The following is a 17,271-nucleotide window of genomic DNA, read 5'->3' on the forward strand; positions in this document are numbered from 1 at the left end:
CGGGCCCACGCGCTATCGATGCGCCATGGATCCCCTCGACAACACCGCGCCCGGCCGGCCCGGACCGCCCGGCCTGCCCCCACCACCGCCGTACGGCGCCGCCGCGCTGCCCCCGGGGACGTACCGAGGGCAGGTGGTCCTGGTCACCGGCGGCGGCACCGGGCTGGGCCGGGCGGTCGCCGCCGAGTTCGCGCGGCTGGGCGCGGACGTGCTGATCACCGGGCGCCGGGCGGAGCGGCTCGGCGACGCGGCCCGGGAACTGGCGGCCGTCCCCGGCGCGGGCCGGGTGACGTCCGCCGTCTGCGACATCCGCGATCCGGAGCGGGTGGCGGAGCTGTTCGCGGCGGCCGACGCCACGGTGGGCCTGCCGGACGTGCTGGTCAACAACGCGGCGGCCAACTTCCCCTGCCCGGCCGAGGACCTCTCGCCCCGGGCCTGGCGGGCGGTGCTCGACACCACGCTGACGGGGACCTGGTTCATGACCCGGGAGTTCGGCCGCCGGCACCTGGCCGCGGGCACCCCGGGATCGATCATCAACGTCGGCGCCTCCTACGCCTGGACCGGCGGCCCGGGCTTCGCGCCCGGCGCGGCGGCCAAGGCGGGGGTGAAGAACCTGGTGGAGACCCTGGCCGTGGAGTGGGGGCCGTACGGGATCCAGGTCAACGGGCTGGTGCCGGGGCTGTTCCCGCACGCGGACATGACCGCGGACATCAGGCAGGGGCTGGACCGCGCGGCGCCCGAGGAGACCGGGCACGACGACCGGCAGCCGGCCCTGCGGGTCGGACTGCCGCGCGAACTGGGCTGGGCGGCCACCTTCCTCGCCTCGCCGTACGCCCGGTTCGTCACCGGGCACACCCTGGTCGTGGACGGGGCGAACTGGCAGCGGCGGGCGCTGGTGAACCCGCCGGTGGTCCCGGTGCGCGAGCAGCTCGGGCGCGGGCCGTTCACCGGCGCCGGACGGGCGGCGGGCGGGGCGGCGGGGACCGGGCCGGCGGAGAGCGGGGGGCCCGTCAGTCGCCCGTGAAGCGGGGCGGGCGGCGGGCGGCCCGGGCCGCGTAGCCCTCCCGGCAGTCCTGCGAGGTCAGGGTCAGGGCCGCGGTCAGGGCCACCCGGTCCAGGGCCGCGGCCAGCGCGGCGTCGGCGTACGCGTCCACCGCGCGCTTGATGCCCTGGACGGCGAGCGGCGCGTTGGCGGCGATCTCCGCCACCAGCGCCCGGGCGGTGGCGTCGAGCGCGTCGGGGGCGACCACCTGCTGGACGAGGCCCAGGCGTTCGGCCGTGGCCGCGTCGATCCGGCGGCCGGTCAGCGCCAGCAGCTTGGCCCAGCCGGCGCCGGCCTCCCGGGCGATCCGCAGGTCGCCCCCCGCGTCCACGGCCACGCCGAGCCGGGCCTCGGGCAGGGCGAACACGGCGTCGTCCGCGGCGATCCGGATGTCGGCCATGAGCGCCAGCTCGAAGCCGAAGCCGAGGCAGTGGCCCTGCACCGCGGCGACCACCGGCTGCGGGAGCCGGGTAAGGACCGCGAAGCGCTCGTGGACCCAGCGGACGCCCTCGTAGTAGTTGCGGGTGCGCCGGGCCGGCGAGTCGCCGGTGATCGCCCCGCCGGGGGCGGTGACGTCGATGCCGGCGCAGAAGGCCCGCCCCTCGGCGCGCAGCAGGACGGCCCGGACGGTCTCGTCGAAGCGGATGCGGTCGGCGAGCAGGCCGAGCTGGCGGCTGGACTCCCAGCTCCAGCCGTTGAGGGTGGCGGGGCGGCAGAGGGTGAGGACCGCGATGCCGTCGTCGCCCACCTCCAGACGGATGCGTTCCTCGCCCTCCTCGATCCGCGTGGTCACGGTGTCGATCACGGCTCCGCCCCCCTCCCCTACCTGACGAGTCGTCAGATTACGGGGTGCTCCCTCACCTCGGGAAGACCTCGAACGCCACCGCCGGCCGACCGCCGAACCGGGCGCCGGTCTGCTCGGCGTTGCGGGTCAGGAAGCCCCGGGCGTAGGTCTCGCAGTCCTCGTCCGTGAGCGCCTCGATGTAGGCGCGGTGCTCCATCAGGGACTTCACCGAACGTTCCAGACCGGGCCGCGCGTCGGCCGCGTGGGTGGGCGTGCTGGAGCCGGCGACCGCGACCCAGCGCACGCCGTTCCAGGGTTCCAGGCCCTGTTCGCTGATCAGCTCCGGGAAGATCCAGCGGTTGCCGGCGTCCCCGGCGGCGTCCAGGGTCGCCCGGCCGACGGCGCGGTGGTCGGGGGTGTTCCACAAGCCGCCGGGACCCTGGCCCCAGATGTCACGATGGTTGAGCGTGATCACCAGCTCCGGGCGGTGCCGGCGGATCGCCGCCGCGATGTCGCGGCGCAGGTCCGGGCCGTACTCGACGACGCCGTCCCGGTGGTCGAGGAACTCCACCGTCGAGACGCCGACGACGGCCGCGCTGGCGCGTTGCTCGGCCTCGCGCACCGAGGCGCACTCGGCCGGGGCCAGGGTGTCGATACCGGCCTCGCCGCGGGTGGCGAGCAGGTAGACGACCTCGCGTCCGCCGTCGGTCCAGTCCGCGACGGCCGCCGCGCAGCCGTACTCCAGGTCGTCGGGGTGCGCGACCACCGCGAGGGCGCGCTGCCAGTCGGTGGGCATGGGCTGCAACTGATCCATGGACTCGGTCATACTGTGCACCCTAGGCCAAAGATCGCCGAGAGGCGGCCGGACGCAACGCCCGGGCCGCGGAGCGGCGTTGCCGGACCCACGGGACCCGACCCGGCCGCCGCCCCCACCTCACGGAGCCGCGCTGCCGGGCCGGCGTGGTCAGAACGTGACGACCGAGCGGAGCACCTCGCCGCGTTCCATGCGGGTGAAGGCCTCCTCCACCCCGTCGAGCGGGACGGTCTCGGAGACGAACGCGCCGAGGTCCAGGCGGCCCTGGAGGTAGAGGTCGATCAGCATCGGGAAGTCGCGCTCGGGCAGGCAGTCGCCGTACCAGGAGGACTTCAGCGCGCCGCCGCGGCCGAACACGTCGAGCAGCGGCAGCTCCAGCTTCATCTCGGGGGTGGGGACGCCCACCAGGACGACCGTGCCGGCCAGGTCGCGGGCGTAGAAGGCCTGCTGGTAGGTCTCGGGGCGGCCGACGGCCTCGATCACCACGTCCGCGCCGTGCCCGCCGGTCAGCTCCTGGATCGCCTTGACCACGTCCTCGGTGCGGCCGTTGACGGTGTGGGTGGCGCCCAGCTGCCGGGCCCACCGGAGCTTGCGGTCGTCGAGGTCCACCGCGATGATCTTCGCCGCGCCGGCCAGCCGGGCGCCGGCCACGGCGGCGTTGCCCACTCCCCCGCAGCCGATGACGGCGACGGAGTCGCCGCGCCCGACGTTGCCGGTGTTCAGCGCGGCGCCCAGGCCCGCCATCACCCCGCAGCCCAGCAGTCCGGCGACGGCCGGCGAGGCCGCCGGGTCGACCTTGGTGCACTGGCCGGCGGCCACCAGCGTCTTCTCGGCGAAGGCGCCGATGCCCAGCGCCGGGGACAGCCGGGTGCCGTCCTCCAGGGTCATGGGCTGCGCGGCGTTGTGGGTGGCGAAGCAGTACCAGGGGCGGCCCCGCTTGCAGGCCCGGCAGGTGCCGCAGACCGCGCGCCAGTTGAGCACGACGAAGTCCCCGGGGGCGACGCCGGTGACGTCCGGCCCGACGGCCTCGACCACCCCGGCCGCCTCGTGGCCGAGCAGGAAGGGGAACTCGTCGTTGATGCCGCCCTCGCGGTAGTGCAGGTCGGTGTGGCACACCCCGCAGGCCTGGACCTGGACGAGGGCCTCGCCGGGGCCCGGATCGGGGACGAGCACCGTGGTCGTCTCCACCGGTGCGCCCTTGCTCCGCGCGATGACACCTCGTACGCGATGCGTCACGTCGTACCCCTTCTTCCGTTGATCGGCCCGGTGAACGAACGTACACGGCCGGGACCCCGTACGGCAGTTGGCCTCACCGGCCCGGGGACGCGAGCTCCGGCGGTACGGCCTCGCGGACGGCGGCGGCGAAGGCGGCCACGGCGGGGTGACCGCCGGCGCCGCTGCGGAAGGCGATCTTCGTACGGCGCTGCATCGGCAACCGGGTGAGGCTGACCCCGGACCCCTCGCAGCCGGCGGACCGGTCGACACCCAGCTGCGGTACGACGGCCACGCCCTGGCCCGCGGCCACGAGCGCCAGCACGGTCGGGAACTCGTCGACCTGGTGGCGCACCCGCGGGCCGAACCCGGCCGCCTGGCAGGCCCGCACGGTCATGGCGTGGCAGAGGGTGCCTGGAGTGGCGGTGATCCACGGCCTGTCCCGGTGCGCGCGGAGCACGGCGCCCTGGTCGGGCCCGGGGGTGTCGGCGGGGTCGGGACCGGCCCCGGCGGGGGACGCGAGGTACATGGACTCGCTGTAGAGGGGTTCGGTCTCCAGGCCCGGTTCGGGCGGGGCGGGTACGAAGTCGTACTCGTGGACGAGGGCCACGTCCAGGTCCCCGCCGCGCAGGGCGTGGGCGACGGCCGCCGGGTCGGTCTCGCAGACCATGGGTTCCAGCCGGGGGTGGCGGCGGGCGAGGGTGACCAGGGCGGCCGGGACGATGGCCCGGGTGGCGGTGGGGAAGGCGCCGATCCGCAGGGCGCCGGCCAGGCCCTGGCGGGCCTCGGCGAGATCGGCGTCGGCCTGTTCGAGGCGTTCGAGGACGGCCTCGGCGTGGCCCACGAGGTGCCGGCCGGCGGGGGTGAGCCGGACCCGGCGGCCGGTGCGTTCGAGCAGCGGCAGGCCCGCTTCGCGTTCGAGGACGCTCAGTTGCTGGGACACCGCCGAAGGGCTGAACGACAGGGCTTCGGCGACGGCCGCGATGGTGCCGCGGCGGGCGAGTTCGCGCAGCAGGCGCAGGCGTCTGACGTCGAGCATCGGCTCAGCTTACGCTTCAGGTAAGAAAAGCGAACTGGACCTGAGGCTCGGTGCGCACGATTCTCCTGTGCATGGCACAGGACATGATCGACATCGCGCCGCCGGGCGGCATCCACGTTCCCCTCGTCACCCCCTTCTCGGCCTCCGGGGAGGTGGCGGCGGACGCCCTGGAGGGGCTCGCGCACGAGGTGCTGGACGCGGGTGCGGCCGGTGTCGTCGCGCTCGGCACCACGGCGGAGGCGGCCGCGCTGGACCCGGCGGAGCGGGCGCTGGTGACCGAGGTGTGCGCCCGGGTGTGCGCCGAGCGGGGCGCGGTGCTGACCGTCGGCGTCGGCAGCTCCGACACCAGGGCCGGCGAGGCCGCGCTGGGCGCCCTGGCGCGGTGGCCGCAGGCGCGGGCGGCGCTGGTGACCGTGCCCGCGTTCGTACGGCCGTCACCGGCGGGCGTGGTGGCCCACTTCGCCCGGCTGGCCGCGGTCAGCCCCGTGCCGTTGATCGTCTACCACATCCCGTACCGGACGGGGCTGCCGCTGGACGCGGCGACCCTGCGCACGCTCGGGGAGCTGCCGGGGGTGGTGGGTGTGAAGTACGCGGGCGGCGGCATCGACCAGGAGACGGTGGCGCTGCTCGCCGATCCGCCGGCCGGGTTCTCGGTGCTGGCCGGGGACGACGTGTACCTCTCCCCCATGCTGGCGCTCGGCGCGACGGGCGGCATCCTCTCCTCCGCCCACCTGGCGACGGCGCGGTTCGTGGAACTGGCCGCGGCCTGGGAGGCCGGGGACACGGCCCGGGCGCGGGCGCTCGGGCACGCGCTGGCGAGGTTCTCGGCGGCCGCGTTCGCCGAGCCCAATCCCGTGGTGGTCAAGGCCGTGCTGCACGCCCAGGGGCGGATCCCGACGCCGGACGTCCGGCTGCCGCTGCTGCCGGCGGCGCCGGCGTCGGTGGCGGGGGTGGAGGCGGCGCTGGCAAGGGTGGAGGCGGCGCCGGCGGAGGTGGAGGCGGTGCCGGCGGCACCGGGATTCTGACACCCTCGGCGGATCTGTCCATTTTGCACCGGATCAATACTCGGATCGGCATTTACCGGGGAACGCAAACAACGCCCTTCTCGACCCCAACAGCAGCACTTGCCCAGGTATGAAAGCGGGGCTGTTCATGGGCCGCTCCGGGTGACGTCAGTCACTCGGAGCGGCCCAACATCATTCTTTTCCGGGGCCCGCAACCCAAGGGGGAAAAGGCGAGTTGGGTGTGCCCGAGATCATTGCGCGGAGGTAATTCGAGGGCCTAATCCCCATTATCGATCACATCGGGAATTTCAAGGGTTGTTCCCGGGCTTCCGGCTCGCTTACGGTCGCCCCGATTCCCCTCCCGCACCCCCCATGTGAGGAATTCGCCCATGCGCGCCAAAGGCAGGCACCGTCGCCCCAAGAACAACGCGATCACCCGTCGGATCGCCGTCGCCGGTACCGGTGGCGCGGCCCTCGCGATGCCGCTGATCGGCGCCACCGCCGCCGAGGCGCAGCCGGCGGCCGCCGCGCAGGCGCCGCAGGTCATGGCCATGACGAAGACCGCGCAGGCCGTGGCGGCCGGGCAGCCGGCGAAGGCACCGGCCAAGGCGTCGGCCAAGCCGGTGATCTATTCGGTGGTCACGGGCGACACCCTTTCCGAGATCGCCCAGGAGCATTCCGTCAGCGGCGGCTGGCAGCAGCTGTACGCGGACAACAAGGCGCTCATCGGCAGCGACCCCTCGGTGATCCGGCCGGGTCTGAAGCTGACGATCGGCGGCCCCGCCAAGGCGGCCCCCGCGGTCGTCCAGGCCGCCGCTGCGCCGGCGAAGTCGTACCCGAACAACCTCGACGGCTGGATCCGCGAGTCCCTGGACGTCATGGCCAAGCACGGAATTCCCGGCACCTACCACGGGATCCACCGCAACGTGATGCGCGAGTCCTCGGGCAACCCGCGCGCCATCAACCTCTGGGACTCCAACGCCGCGGCCGGCATCCCCTCGAAGGGCCTGCTCCAGGTCATCGACCCGACCTTCAAGGCGTACCACGTCCCCGGCACCTCGCTGGACTCGTACGACCCGGTCGCCAACATCACCGCGGCGTGCAACTACGCGGCCGCCCGCTACGGCTCCATCGACAACGTCTTCGGCGCCTACTGATCCCACCGACCGCCCGCCGATCCCCCGTCAGGGCCGGGCGGCCACCGCCCGGCCCGTGGGCCCGGCGTGATCGTCAGCAGCGGAGGTGGTCCTCCGTCAGCGTGCCCTGGGTGGTGCGCAGGGTGCGGTCGTGGCAGGTGGTCGGGGTGTGCAGGCGGTAGCGGGTGGTCGTGGTGCCGACCGCGTGGCGCTGGTCCCGCGGGACGCCCGTCGTGTACGTCGCGTCGCCCTCGTAGGTGTGGTCGCGCAGGCTCCGGCTCGGGAGGCGACCCGGGCGGGTGGTGCGGGTGTCGGCCCGGTCGGTCAGGGCGAGGACCGTGCGCAGACGGGCGTCCGTGCCGATCGTGGTCGTGCCGTCCATCGTGTAGGTGCGCTCCGTGCGCACCACCGTGCCATGGCCGGAGGTCACCGTCTCCTCGTCGGTCCAGGTGGCCCGGAGCGCGTCCCGGTTCTCGCCCTCCGTCCAGCGGTGCACCGAGGTGGTGCGCACGGACCGGCCGACCGTGGTGACGACCCGCCCGTGGGAGGTGTCGAGGTAGCCCGCGACCGTGAGGCGGTGCCCGCCCTCGGTGTCCAGGCGGTGCTCCTGCGGACCCGGGGTCCAGCGCGAGGAGTTGGCCGGATCGCTCTGCTCGTGCCGGGTCAGCGCGCCGGGCACGACCGCGCGGCCGGCGTCCTGCCACAGCAGCAGGTTGGTCGGCGTGCTCCAGCCGCTCTGCCCCGCCGGCACCCCGGCGACGGAGACGTCGACCGCGTGCGGCCGGCCGTCGTTGAGCAGCGCCGCGAACGGCGTGAGGTCGTACACCACCGGCTGGACGTCGAAGGCGCGCGGCCCGGGCGTGACGTACCACAGGAACGGGTTCGACCAGCCGCCGGTCCACACCGTCGGGAACGGCGCCGCGATCCCGGCGAGGGTCCCGTCGACGCGGATCTGCACCTCGCGGTAGGGGCCGTCGGCCGCCTTGCACGAGTACGGGGCCGCGTCCGGGGTGGTCATGTACCAGTACTCCTCGCAGCCGCCGCCCGACCCCGTCGCGTAGACCTCGGCTAGGAGCCGTTCGGTGTTGCGCGGGGTGGTGACCGGGGTGCCCGCCGTGACCGGGACGACCCGGTCGGGCACCTCGTCGCGGCCGGCGGGCCGGGTGCGGCCCTCGGCGGCGTAGAAGGTCAGCGTCACCTTGACGTCGATGACGCCCGTGTACGTGTCGTTCACGACGTTGCCGATGAGCATCTCGACCGGCTGCGCACGGCGGAAGGTCTGCGCGTAGCGGGTGACGTCCTTCTCCACGGACCACTGGATCCCGTCGGGCGACGGTTGCGGGGTGGAGGTCCGCAGGATCTCGACCCCGCCCATGGAGAGGTACCCGAGCCGGTCGTACTGGCGGCCCTTGACCTTGCCGTCGAGGCGGAGCACGACCTCGGCCCAGGGGCCGGCGCAGTCGGCGGGCGGAGTGTAGCGGCCCGTGTACGGGGTGAAGTCGCGGAACTGCGCCTCGGCCACCGTGATCTCGCAGGACCGGGTCGACGGGCGTTCGACCGGCGGGTCGGCGGTCAGCGGGTCGTGCCAGTCGCTGCCGAACTCGGCAGGCGGGGTCGGTCCCCCGGCCGCCGCGGCGGGCCCGGCCGCCGTCAGGGCGCCGGCGGCCAGCAGCAGCGCGCCGAGCATGCTCATGATCCTCGTTCGTGTCATGGCCCCGCAGTGAAGCGCGGCCCGGCGGCGTCCGCCAGGGTCCGGGCCCGGCCCTGGCGTGATCCGGCCGCACCCGTACGGCGGAGTGTGGGCGCGGTCGGAGCGGGTAACCGCGCGGCATGAGGCCAGTGATCGACAGCACGGTCCCCCTCCTGCTGCGGGGCTACGCGTGGCTGCCCGCCAAGCGCCGGCGCGCCGGCGACGACGGCGGGGGGCTGGTGCGCGCCCGGCTGCTGGGCAGGCCCGCGGTCTTCCTCCACGGACCGGCGGCGGTGCGTTTCTTCTACGACGAGCACCACGTGCGCCGCGGCGGCGCCCTGCCCGAACCGGTGCTGGACACGCTCTTCGGCCAGGGCGCCGTCCACACGCTCGACGGGGACGCCCACCGGATCCGCAAGGCCCTGTTCACCGAGCTGCTGATGGACCCCGAGGCCGTCGCCACGCTCACCGACACCGTCGTACGGCACTGGCGGGAAGCCGCGGCGCGCTGGTCCGAGCGGTCCCGGGTGACCCTCTTCGACGAGGTGGCGGTGGTCCTGGCGACGGCCGTGTGCGCCTGGGCCGGGCTGCCGCACACCGGCCGCGCGGCCGCCCGGCTCGCGCGGGACTGCGTGGCGATGGTCGACGGCTTCGCCACGCCCGGACCGCGCCACTGGCGGGCCCGCCGGGCCCGGGCGCGGCAGGAGCGGGTCCTCGCCCGGACGGTCGAGCGGGCCCGGGCCCAGGGGGCGCGGGGGAAGGTGCTGGAGCGGGTGGCCGGGCAGCGCGACGCCGACGGCGAGCTGCTGGACGCGCGCACGGCGGCGGTGGAGCTGCTGAACATCGTCCGTCCGACCGTCGCCCTCGCCTGGTTCGTCACCTTCGGCGCGCACGCCCTGCACCGGCACCCGGAGCTGCGCGACGAACTGCGGGCGGCCCAGGAGCCCTCGTTCGAGACGGCGTTCGCGCACGAGGTGCGCCGCTTCTACCCCTTCGCCCCGTTCGTCGGCGGGCGGGCCGTGACCGACCTGACCTGGGGCGGCGAACCGATCGCGAAGGACAGCATGGTGCTGCTCGACCTGTACGGGCAGAACCACGACCCCGCCCTGTGGGAGCAGCCGTACCGCTTCGACCCGCGCCGGTTCCTGGGCCGGCCGCCCGGTCGCGACGAGCTGGTGCCGCAGGGCGGCGGGGACGCGCGCGGCGGCCACCGCTGCCCGGGCGAGGACGTGGCCGTGCAGGTGGTGGGAGCGCTGTGCACGGAGCTGGCACGGATGGAGTTCGACGTGCCCCAGGAGCAGGACCTGCGGATCCCGCTGCACCGGATCCCGACCCGGCCGCGCAGCGGATTCGTGATCGCCACCGTCCCGACGGGAGGCTGACCATGCAGCGGGCCGCGCTGTTCGACGTGGACGGCACCCTGACCGACACCACGTACCTGCACGTGACGGCCTGGTTCGAGGCCCTGCGCCAGGCCGGGCACAGGGTCCCGATGCGGGCCGTGCACCGGGCCGTCGGGCTGCCGTCGAAGGACCTGCTGGCCCATCTGCTGGGCGAGGACCGGGACCCGGACCAGGACGAGCAGCTGACTGCCGCTCACGACGCCCTGTACGCCACGTGGTTCGAGCGGTTGCCGGCCCTGGAGGGGGCGGGCGACCTGCTGCGGCGGCTCGACGGGCTCGGGTGGACCGTGGTCCTGGTGACCTCGGCCTCCGGCACCGAGCTGGAGGCGCTGCGCGCGGCCATCGACGCCGATCCCGTCATCGCGGCCACCACCAGCGCGGACGAGGTCTCGCGGGGCAAGCCGGATCCCGAGCCGGTCCACCGCGGGCTGGAGCTGGCCGGGGTCCGGCCGGAGCGCGGGGTCTTCGTCGGGGACTCCGTATGGGACATGGAGGCGGGGGTGCGGGCCGGGGTGACCTGCGTCGGCCTGTTGTCCGGGGGCATTCCGGAGCCGGACCTGAGGCGGGCGGGCGCCTCGGCGGTCTACGCGCATCCGGCGGAGCTGCTGGCCCGGCTGGAGGAGAGCCCGTTCGCGAGCGGGTCCGCCGACCCGTCCGCGAGCCCGTCCGCGAGCCCGTCCGCGAGCCCGTCCGGGAGCCCGTCCGGGAAGGCGGCGCCGAGCGCGCCGTAGCGGGGCCGCCGGCAGCCGCCGCCCGCCCGGCCCGCAGCCGCCCGGCCCGGCGGGGACGCGTCGTAGCGGCCCGCTCCGGAGGGGGCGGGCCGCTACGGTCGTGGAGCGGGGGCGGACCTACATCGAGCGGCGCTTGTCGCGTGCCGTCTGCCGGGCGGTGTCGGACATGGCGTCCTCGACCTTGCCCTTCATCTTCTCGGTCTTGCCCTTCATCTTCATGCTCTCGTCGTCGGTCATGTCGCCGACGGTTTCCTTGACCTTGCCCTTGACCTGGTCCGCCTTGGCCTTGGCCTTGCCCTTCGCCTTGTCCATGACCTCTCCCTTCCGGAGTCGAGCGGCGCCGGATCGGGCGCCCGCTGGGCGGGTACCCGGCCGTTCGCCGGGTATGCGCCCTTGCGGGCCTACGACAGCTTGCCGTCGTAGTCCGGCAGCTTCACCGTGCGCTCGGCGTGGCCGCCGACCAGGTCGCTGTGGTTGTTGCCGATGTTGGCGATGATCGTGTAGCCGCGGGCCTCGATCTCGGCGCGCTTGGCCGTCTTGTACGTGCTGACCTCGTGGAAGAGGTCGGGCAGGTCGCGCACGTAGAGGCCGGTCACCGGGTAGCCCACCTGCTTGAGGTTGTACAGGGTGAGCGACTCGATGATGCCCGGGCGGGCGGTGACGAAGAAGACGGCGACGCCGCGGGAGTGGGCGTACTGCACGAGGGCCCGGACCTTGGTGATGGCCGGGGTCGGGAAGGTCCAGAAGTAGTGGAAGTCCGTCTCCAGCGACGAGTTGTCGATGTCGAGGACCAGGGCCGGCTTCTCGCCCGGCCGCGCCGCCGCGATGCGCTGCTCGATGTGCGGGCGGGCCTCGTCGACGACCGCGGCCACGTCGCGCTGCCAGGTCGCGTAGTCGATGCCGAGGATGGCCGCGTTGCCGCCGGGGGCGGACGCCTGCGCGACCGCCACGGGGGCGGGGGCCGGGGCGGTGGCGGCCTGGGCGGCGGTGGCCGGGACCAGGGTGAGCACGGCGGTCGCCGCGGCCGCGGCGACGGCCGAACGGGAGGTGCGGGGGCGGGAGGGCATCTGCATGTGGGGGGCTCCTCGGTGGCGGCACGGGGGCGCGCCGCACCGGGGACCGGGCGACGCGCTCGCATTGGCATGAACGCAACCAAGAATCAGCGAGAACCGGCCAGGAATCTACTGGCCGGTAAGGAACTTTTCGCGACCAGGAAGTGAACCAACGCCCCTACGGGGTGGGCGACTTCCGGGTGCTGCCCCGCCGTGCAGGGGGACGGATCAGGACGGCCGGTAACGCAACGGATGGTCGGCCGGCACCTCGACCAGGACGATCCGCACCCCGTCCGGGTCGGCGATCCACATCTCGATCAGCCCCCACGGCTCCTGCTGCGGCGGGCGCAGGACCTCCACCCCGCGCCCGCGCAGTTCCTCGTACGCCGCCCGTACGTCGGCCACCTGGAGCCAGAGCCGCAACCCCGGGGCCGTGGCCGTGGCCGGGTCGGCGCGGCCGGAGACCTCCAGGAAGCCACCGCCGAGGAAGTAGACCGTGCCCCGGTCGGGGCCGGTGCCGAACTCCCGGTGGACGGCGAGGCCGAGGGTCTCGCCGTAGAAGGCGCGGGAGCGTTCGGGATCGGTGGGGCGCAGCAGGACCCGGCTGCCGAGGACGTGCACCATGCCCCCAACCTAGTGCGCGGAGCCGGCGTGCGCACGGCTCCGCCGGCGTGGCGCCGCCGGCCCGGCCCCGCCGGCACGGTGCCGGCGGAGCGCGGCCCGGTCCGCTAGAGCGCCGGGTAGTCGGTGTAGCCGCGGGCGTCGCCGCCGTAGAACGTGGCCTGGTCCGGGGTGTTGTACGGCCCCTCGGCGCGCAGCCGGGCCGGCAGGTCGGGGTTGGCGAGGAAGAGGCTGCCGAAGGCGACGACGTCCGCCACGCCCTCCTCGACCAGGCCGAGGGCGCGGTGGTCGGTGGGACCGTCGGTGGCCGGGTTGAGGATCAGGCGACCGGAGAACTGCTCGCGCAGGGCGAGGGTGATCCCGCGGGTGCCCGCGGGCTCCATGATGTGCAGATAGGCGAGGCCCAGCTGGTCGATCTCCTTGACCAGCGCCTCGTACGTCGGGAGCGGGTCGGGCTCGTCGATGTCGTTGAAGGGGTTGCCGGGCGAGACCCGCAAGGCGGTGCGCTCGGCACCGATCTCGGCGGCCACGGCCTTGACCGTCTCGACGGCGAAGCGGATGCGGTTCTCGACGGTGCCGCCCCACTCGTCCGTGCGCCGATTGGTGCCGGGGGCCAGGAACTGGTGGATCAGGTAGCCGTTGGCGCCGTGCAGTTCGACGCCGTCGAAGCCGGCCTCGATCGCGTTGCGGGCGGCGCTCGCGTAGTCGGCGATCGTCTGCCGCACCTCCGCCGCGGTCAGCTCCCGCGGGGTGACGAAGTCCTGGGGACCCTCGGGGGTGAAGACCTGGCCCTTGGCGGCGACCGCGGAGGGGCCGACCGGCGTCAGGCCGTCCGGGAGCAGGGACGGGTGGCCGATCCGTCCGGTGTGCATGAGCTGCGCGAAGATCCGGCCGCCGGCGGCGTGCACGGCGTCGGTGACCCGGCGCCAGGCGGTGACCTGCTCGGCGCTGTGCAGGCCGGGCGTGAAGGGGTAGCCCTGACCGACCGGCGAGGGCTGGATGCCCTCGGTGACGATCAGCCCGGCGGAGGCGCGCTGGGCGTAGTACTCGGCGGTGAGCTCGGTCGGCACTCCCCCCGCTGCCGCGCGGCTGCGCGTCATCGGGGCCATGGCGATGCGGTTGGCGAGCTCGGCACCGCCGACGTGGATCGGGTCAAAAGCGCTGGTCATGACTGCCCTCACAGGTTAATTGGTCGGCCAATGATTGGCTGCGGAGCCCACCATACACCCATTCATTGGCCGACCAAGTTAAAATCTGCCGCAGGGGGCACGGGATGCTGGATCCTGGGAGGCGGGCGACGCGAGGACGGGAGCCGAACGATGACGACCACGACGCACGGGGTCACGCAGGAGCAGGGTGCCGCGGCGCCGCGCTGTCCGGGGCCGCCGAGCGCGATGCTGGACGGGCCGGTCAGCCATGCCGTGAGCAAGGTGGCGCGGCTGCACCGGATCGTCGCGGGGCGGCTGCTGCGGGAACTGGGCCTGCATCCGGGGCAGGAGTTCTTGATGATGCACCTGTGGGACAACGGGCCGGTCCGGCAGTCGGAACTGATCAAGACCGTGGGCCTGGACCCCTCCACCGTGACCAAGATGCTCCAGCGCCTGGAACAGGCGGGCCACGTCCGCCGCTGCCCGGACCCGGCCGACCGCCGGGCCTCCCTGGTCGAGGCCACGGAGACCAGCTGCGGCCTGCTCCAGCAGGTCCGCGAGGCCTGGGCCGAACTGGAACGCCGGACCCTGACCGGCCTGGACGAGGCCGAGAGCGCGGAACTGCTGCGGCTCCTGCGGAAGGTCGAGGGAGCCCTGTGCACGGAGGCAGCAACGGACCCGACGTGCCGCACCGATCCGGACCCCGGTTGACGCCCTGCCGGGCGGCGCGGCAGGCCCGGGCGATGCCCGGCCGGGCGGCGACGTGGGCCGGGGCGAAGCACGGCCGGGCGGCGACGTCGGCCAGCGCGAAGTCCGGCCGGGCGGAGCAGCAGGCCAGGGCGAAGCCCGGCTGGGCGCCCTACGGGGGGGCGGGGGCGTCGTACGGGTTCAGCGGGACTTCGGCCTACGGCCAGGCTCAGCCGCGTTGCGGCGTACGGCCAGGGCGGGGGCCCGCCGGGCGGCGCATGGCCAGGAGCGGAGCCGCGACCCGGCGGGCGGCCGCTGGGGCCCGCCGGGCAGCGGCGCGTGCCCGGAGCGCGGACCCGCCAAGCTGCGGCGCGCGCTCAGGCGGAGCCGGCGTGTGCGGCGTACGGCCAGGGCCGGGGCCCGTCGGGCTGCGGCGGACGCCCAGGGAGGGACCGGAGGCGGTCAGGGGGCTCGGGCCGGGGCGGGGTGGCAAGGCGCCGGTCAGTCGGGCGGGGCGTGGAGTCGGTCGGCGAGGGACGCGAAGGTCGGCCACGGTTGCGTCGGGGGTCGCGGGTCCCAGGTCTTCTGGGCGACCGCCGCGAGCGGCCGGGCGATCCCGGCGGCGACCTGCGCCTGGGTCTGCGCGTTCGCGAGGTCGCACCAGACGGCGAGCCGGCCGCCGAGGATCTGGTCGGCGTACTGCGCCGGGACCGGCGTGGTGCCGCGCAGCACGAGCGGGGTCCACTGCTCGTAGATCCGGCGGCCGGTGGGGTACGTGAACTGGTTGGGCTCGCCCAGGACGTAGTACAGGAATTCGTCGTTGAGGTTCACCACCGGACGCCCCTCGCGCAGGTACGCCAGCGGGGGCCGGGCCCCGATCTCCTTGCCCGTCCAGTACTCGACCTGGAGGTCCTTGGCCGGGGTGACGACCCCGCCCGGGAAGAAGCCGTCGTTCCAGGCCTTCGGCTGCCGGCCGGCCGCGCGGACCACGGCGGCCCGGTCGTTCAGCCAACCCGTCGCCAGGTCGGCGACCTTGGCCCCGGCGCCGTACCGCTGCTGCGCGGCCCGGGCCAGCTGCGGGAAGGACAGCTGCGGGTTCTTGACCACCAGCGCCTGGTATTCGTCCGCGCCCAGGTGCCACGGGCTGCCGGGGAACAGCGGCAGGTACTCGCGCAGCAGGTCGTCCACGAGCCGGGCCGAGGCCGGGTTCGAGATGTCGACGGCGCCCTTGACCGCGGTGCCGTCGGCGTTGCGCAGCTGGAGCTCGGGGTGCGCGCGCAGTACGGCGCCGAGGTGCCCGGGTGAGTCGATCTCCGGGACGACCGTGATGTGCAGGCTCTTGGCGAGCGCGACGATCCGGCGCACCTCGGCCTTGGTGAGGTGCGGGGTGGACACGATCTCGGGGTGGCTGTCGGAGGCGATCCGGAAGGCCTGGTCGTCGGAGAAGTGCAGGCCGAGCTGGTTCAGCTTCAGGTCGGCCATCTCGCGCAGCCGGTCCTCGATCCAGTCGGGGGTGAAGTGCTTGCGGGCGATGTCGAGGTGGAGCCCGCGCTGCGGCTTGTCGGGCCGGTCGGTGACCGTGCCCTCGCCGATCGAACCGGCGGAGCGGACGGCCTGCTGGAGGGTGCGGGTGCCGTAGAAGACACCCGCCTCGTCGGGGCCGGCGATGCGGACGGTGCCGTCGCGGACGGTGAGGGTGTAGGACTCCGCGCCGCCGGAACCCCCGCCGGAACCGGTGGCGCCGAGGGCGAGTTCGACGTCGCCGCGCCGCGGGGCGGCGCCTTCGGCGTAGCCGATGCCCAGGCCCTTCGCCAGCAGCTCGCCCTCGTCCTTCAGAGCCGCGGCATCGTCCTGGGCGACGACCACACGGGCGCCGTCCGCCGGCTTCCAGCCGGGACCGCGGCCCGGCTGGAACGCGCGTACCGAGGGGATGGTGCGGGGGGCCGCGGCCGGCGGGTACGTCGGCGAGGGCGGCGGGGCCGGGTCGGTCGCGGCCGTGCCGGTGACCAGCGGTGTCGGCGCGGGGGTGCCCGCCAGGCCCCGCGGACCTCCGTCCTGCGGGGTGCCCGCGCAGCTGGTGAGGCCGAACGAGAGCACCGCAACGACTACGGCCGGCGCGGTGCTCCGGGCCCTGGTCCTCGGCTTCCGCATGAGTCACCACGTCCTCCACCCCAACGTCCCACCGGTGGCGGGCACGCGCGACCCGGGACGGCGGGCGGTCAGCCCAGCGCGGCGAGGGCGGCGAGGGCGGCCTCGCCGAAGGCGTGGTCCTGGGCGGGGGCGCCACCGCCGATGCCCAGGGCGCCGACGAGGCGGCCGCCGCGGCGGATCGGCAGCCCGCCGGCGAGGAACAGCAGCGGCCGGTCGAGGGCCGTGGGCAGGGTGTGGAACGGCCCGTCGGGACGGACGGCGTCGACCAGGTCGGCCGTCGCCGCGTCCAGCTGGAGGGCGGTGAAGGCCTTGCGGGTGCTGGTCTCGCCGGAGATCAGCACGGCCCGGTCGTCCCGCCGGAAGGCCAGCAGGTGCCCTCCGGCGTCGACGACGCTGACGCTGACGGCCACACCGTCCCGCTCCGCGGCCGCCACGGCGGCGGCGAGCAGGCGCTCGGCGTCGGCGGTGGTGAGCGGGTGGGGGGCCGGGGTGGGGGACGGGGCCGCGGCCGGGGTCACCGCCTGGGGCGCCGTCGGCTCCGCGACCGACGCATCGACCGGCTCTGCGACCGACTCTGCGACCGACGCCGGGGCCGGGGTGGGGCTGGGGCTGGAGGTGGGGGTGGTACGGGCGGACATGCGGGGGTGCTCCTTGTTCTTCGCTCTTCGGCGTTCTTCGCTCTTCGGCGTGGTGGTGGCGGTGGTCTAGCGCCGCGCGGCGGCTGCGGCGGGGGTCGTTCGCGGGGCCGGAGTGCGCG

17 protein-coding genes are annotated in these 17,271 nt (G+C 74.8%); 6 read left to right on the forward strand and 11 right to left on the reverse strand.

Annotation, left to right across the window (positions count from 1 at the left end; translation table 11 throughout):
- Window positions 1–25 precede the first annotated feature (25 nt).
- Complete coding sequence (locus tag LG632_RS13850; RefSeq protein WP_226727335.1) at window positions 26–1,024, forward strand: SDR family oxidoreductase; 999 nt, start codon at window positions 26–28, stop codon at window positions 1,022–1,024.
- On the opposite strand, the gene LG632_RS13855 is transcribed toward LG632_RS13850, so the two are convergent.
- The 4 genes from LG632_RS13855 to LG632_RS13870 form a co-directional block, all read right to left on the reverse strand.
- On the reverse strand, window positions 1,011–1,847 hold the full coding sequence (locus tag LG632_RS13855) for an enoyl-CoA hydratase/isomerase family protein (protein WP_226727336.1): 837 nt from the start codon (window positions 1,845–1,847) through the stop codon (window positions 1,011–1,013). The two genes, LG632_RS13850 and LG632_RS13855, sit on opposite strands and share 14 nt — an antisense overlap.
- 52 nt (window positions 1,848–1,899) lie before the next feature.
- On the reverse strand, window positions 1,900–2,652 hold the full coding sequence (locus LG632_RS13860; RefSeq protein ID WP_226727337.1) for a PIG-L deacetylase family protein: 753 nt from the start codon (window positions 2,650–2,652) through the stop codon (window positions 1,900–1,902).
- Between the two features lie 138 nt (window positions 2,653–2,790).
- Window positions 2,791–3,876, reverse strand: coding sequence for an S-(hydroxymethyl)mycothiol dehydrogenase (locus tag LG632_RS13865; protein ID WP_226727338.1), 1,086 nt, complete (start codon window positions 3,874–3,876; stop codon window positions 2,791–2,793).
- A 73-nt stretch (window positions 3,877–3,949) separates the two neighbouring features.
- Complete coding sequence (locus tag LG632_RS13870; RefSeq protein WP_226727339.1) at window positions 3,950–4,891, reverse strand: LysR family transcriptional regulator; 942 nt, start codon at window positions 4,889–4,891, stop codon at window positions 3,950–3,952.
- A 71-nt stretch (window positions 4,892–4,962) separates the two neighbouring features.
- Between LG632_RS13870 and LG632_RS13875 the strand changes: the two genes are divergently transcribed.
- Window positions 4,963–5,916, forward strand: coding sequence for a dihydrodipicolinate synthase family protein (locus tag LG632_RS13875; protein ID WP_226727340.1), 954 nt, complete (start codon window positions 4,963–4,965; stop codon window positions 5,914–5,916).
- Between the two features lie 368 nt (window positions 5,917–6,284).
- Entirely contained in the window at window positions 6,285–7,052 is a 768-nt protein-coding gene (locus tag LG632_RS13880; protein ID WP_226727341.1) for a LysM peptidoglycan-binding domain-containing protein, read from the forward strand.
- A 73-nt stretch (window positions 7,053–7,125) separates the two neighbouring features.
- Here LG632_RS13880 and LG632_RS13885 read toward each other — a convergent pair whose 3' ends face one another.
- Window positions 7,126–8,742, reverse strand: a complete 1,617-nt coding sequence (locus LG632_RS13885) for a peptide-N4-asparagine amidase (RefSeq protein WP_226727342.1) — start codon at window positions 8,740–8,742, stop codon at window positions 7,126–7,128.
- Window positions 8,743–8,870: 128 nt separating this feature from the next.
- On the opposite strand from LG632_RS13885, the gene LG632_RS13890 reads away from it, so the two are divergent.
- Together LG632_RS13890 and LG632_RS13895 are read left to right on the forward strand one after the other, a co-directional pair.
- Window positions 8,871–10,103, forward strand: coding sequence for a cytochrome P450 (locus LG632_RS13890; RefSeq protein ID WP_374203472.1), 1,233 nt, complete (start codon window positions 8,871–8,873; stop codon window positions 10,101–10,103).
- Window positions 10,104–10,105: 2 nt separating this feature from the next.
- A complete protein-coding gene (locus tag LG632_RS13895) occupies window positions 10,106–10,855 on the forward strand; it encodes an HAD family hydrolase (protein ID WP_226727344.1) in 750 nt (249 codons plus the stop codon).
- 117 nt (window positions 10,856–10,972) lie between these two features.
- Here LG632_RS13895 and LG632_RS13900 read toward each other — a convergent pair whose 3' ends face one another.
- The 4 genes from LG632_RS13900 to LG632_RS13915 all read right to left on the reverse strand — a co-directional run bounded on the left by LG632_RS13900 (window position 10,973) and on the right by LG632_RS13915 (window position 13,697).
- On the reverse strand, window positions 10,973–11,167 hold the full coding sequence (locus LG632_RS13900) for a CsbD family protein (RefSeq protein WP_226727345.1): 195 nt from the start codon (window positions 11,165–11,167) through the stop codon (window positions 10,973–10,975).
- Window positions 11,168–11,256: 89 nt separating this feature from the next.
- Window positions 11,257–11,928, reverse strand: a complete 672-nt coding sequence (locus tag LG632_RS13905) for an HAD family acid phosphatase (protein ID WP_374203469.1) — start codon at window positions 11,926–11,928, stop codon at window positions 11,257–11,259.
- Window positions 11,929–12,135: 207 nt separating this feature from the next.
- Window positions 12,136–12,531 carry a VOC family protein gene (locus tag LG632_RS13910; protein ID WP_226727346.1) on the reverse strand — a complete coding sequence of 132 codons (396 nt, stop codon included), beginning with the start codon at window positions 12,529–12,531 and terminating at the stop codon, window positions 12,136–12,138.
- Between the two features lie 104 nt (window positions 12,532–12,635).
- Window positions 12,636–13,697 (reverse strand): alkene reductase, encoded by a 1,062-nt coding sequence (locus tag LG632_RS13915; RefSeq protein ID WP_226727347.1) that lies wholly within the window; start codon window positions 13,695–13,697, stop codon window positions 12,636–12,638.
- 150 nt (window positions 13,698–13,847) lie between these two features.
- Between LG632_RS13915 and LG632_RS13920 the strand changes: the two genes are divergently transcribed.
- Complete coding sequence (locus LG632_RS13920) at window positions 13,848–14,387, forward strand: MarR family winged helix-turn-helix transcriptional regulator (protein WP_374203470.1); 540 nt, start codon at window positions 13,848–13,850, stop codon at window positions 14,385–14,387.
- Between the two features lie 477 nt (window positions 14,388–14,864).
- On the opposite strand, the gene LG632_RS13925 is transcribed toward LG632_RS13920, so the two are convergent.
- Together LG632_RS13925 and LG632_RS13930 are read right to left on the reverse strand one after the other, a co-directional pair.
- Window positions 14,865–16,514 (reverse strand): beta-N-acetylhexosaminidase, encoded by a 1,650-nt coding sequence (locus LG632_RS13925; protein WP_226727348.1) that lies wholly within the window; start codon window positions 16,512–16,514, stop codon window positions 14,865–14,867.
- Window positions 16,515–16,582: 68 nt separating this feature from the next.
- A complete protein-coding gene (locus LG632_RS13930; protein ID WP_226727353.1) occupies window positions 16,583–17,032 on the reverse strand; it encodes a GlcG/HbpS family heme-binding protein in 450 nt (149 codons plus the stop codon).
- Between the last annotated feature and the right edge of the window lie 239 nt (window positions 17,033–17,271).

The sequence above is a fragment of the Streptomyces antimicrobicus genome (assembly GCF_020532625.1).
Taxonomy (GTDB): domain Bacteria; phylum Actinomycetota; class Actinomycetes; order Streptomycetales; family Streptomycetaceae; genus Streptomyces; species Streptomyces antimicrobicus.

Bases quoted from the DNA above. Each gene is read 5' to 3' on its own strand.
- LG632_RS13900 (WP_226727345.1), bottom strand. From the start codon at position 11,167: ATGGACAAGGCGAAGGGCAAGGCCAAGGCCAAGGCGGACCAGGTCAAG.
- LG632_RS13885 (WP_226727342.1), bottom strand. From the start codon at position 8,742: ATGACACGAACGAGGATCATGAGCATGCTCGGCGCGCTGCTGCTGGCC.
- LG632_RS13860 (WP_226727337.1), bottom strand. From the start codon at position 2,652: ATGACCGAGTCCATGGATCAGTTGCAGCCCATGCCCACCGACTGGCAG.
- LG632_RS13850 (WP_226727335.1), top strand. From the start codon at position 26: ATGGATCCCCTCGACAACACCGCGCCCGGCCGGCCCGGACCGCCCGGC.
- LG632_RS13920 (WP_374203470.1), top strand. From the start codon at position 13,848: ATGACGACCACGACGCACGGGGTCACGCAGGAGCAGGGTGCCGCGGCG.
- LG632_RS13925 (WP_226727348.1), bottom strand. From the start codon at position 16,514: ATGCGGAAGCCGAGGACCAGGGCCCGGAGCACCGCGCCGGCCGTAGTC.
- LG632_RS13875 (WP_226727340.1), top strand. From the start codon at position 4,963: ATGGCACAGGACATGATCGACATCGCGCCGCCGGGCGGCATCCACGTT.
- LG632_RS13895 (WP_226727344.1), top strand. From the start codon at position 10,106: ATGCAGCGGGCCGCGCTGTTCGACGTGGACGGCACCCTGACCGACACC.
- LG632_RS13915 (WP_226727347.1), bottom strand. From the start codon at position 13,697: ATGACCAGCGCTTTTGACCCGATCCACGTCGGCGGTGCCGAGCTCGCC.
- LG632_RS13880 (WP_226727341.1), top strand. From the start codon at position 6,285: ATGCGCGCCAAAGGCAGGCACCGTCGCCCCAAGAACAACGCGATCACC.
- LG632_RS13905 (WP_374203469.1), bottom strand. From the start codon at position 11,928: ATGCAGATGCCCTCCCGCCCCCGCACCTCCCGTTCGGCCGTCGCCGCG.
- LG632_RS13910 (WP_226727346.1), bottom strand. From the start codon at position 12,531: ATGGTGCACGTCCTCGGCAGCCGGGTCCTGCTGCGCCCCACCGATCCC.
- LG632_RS13870 (WP_226727339.1), bottom strand. From the start codon at position 4,891: ATGCTCGACGTCAGACGCCTGCGCCTGCTGCGCGAACTCGCCCGCCGC.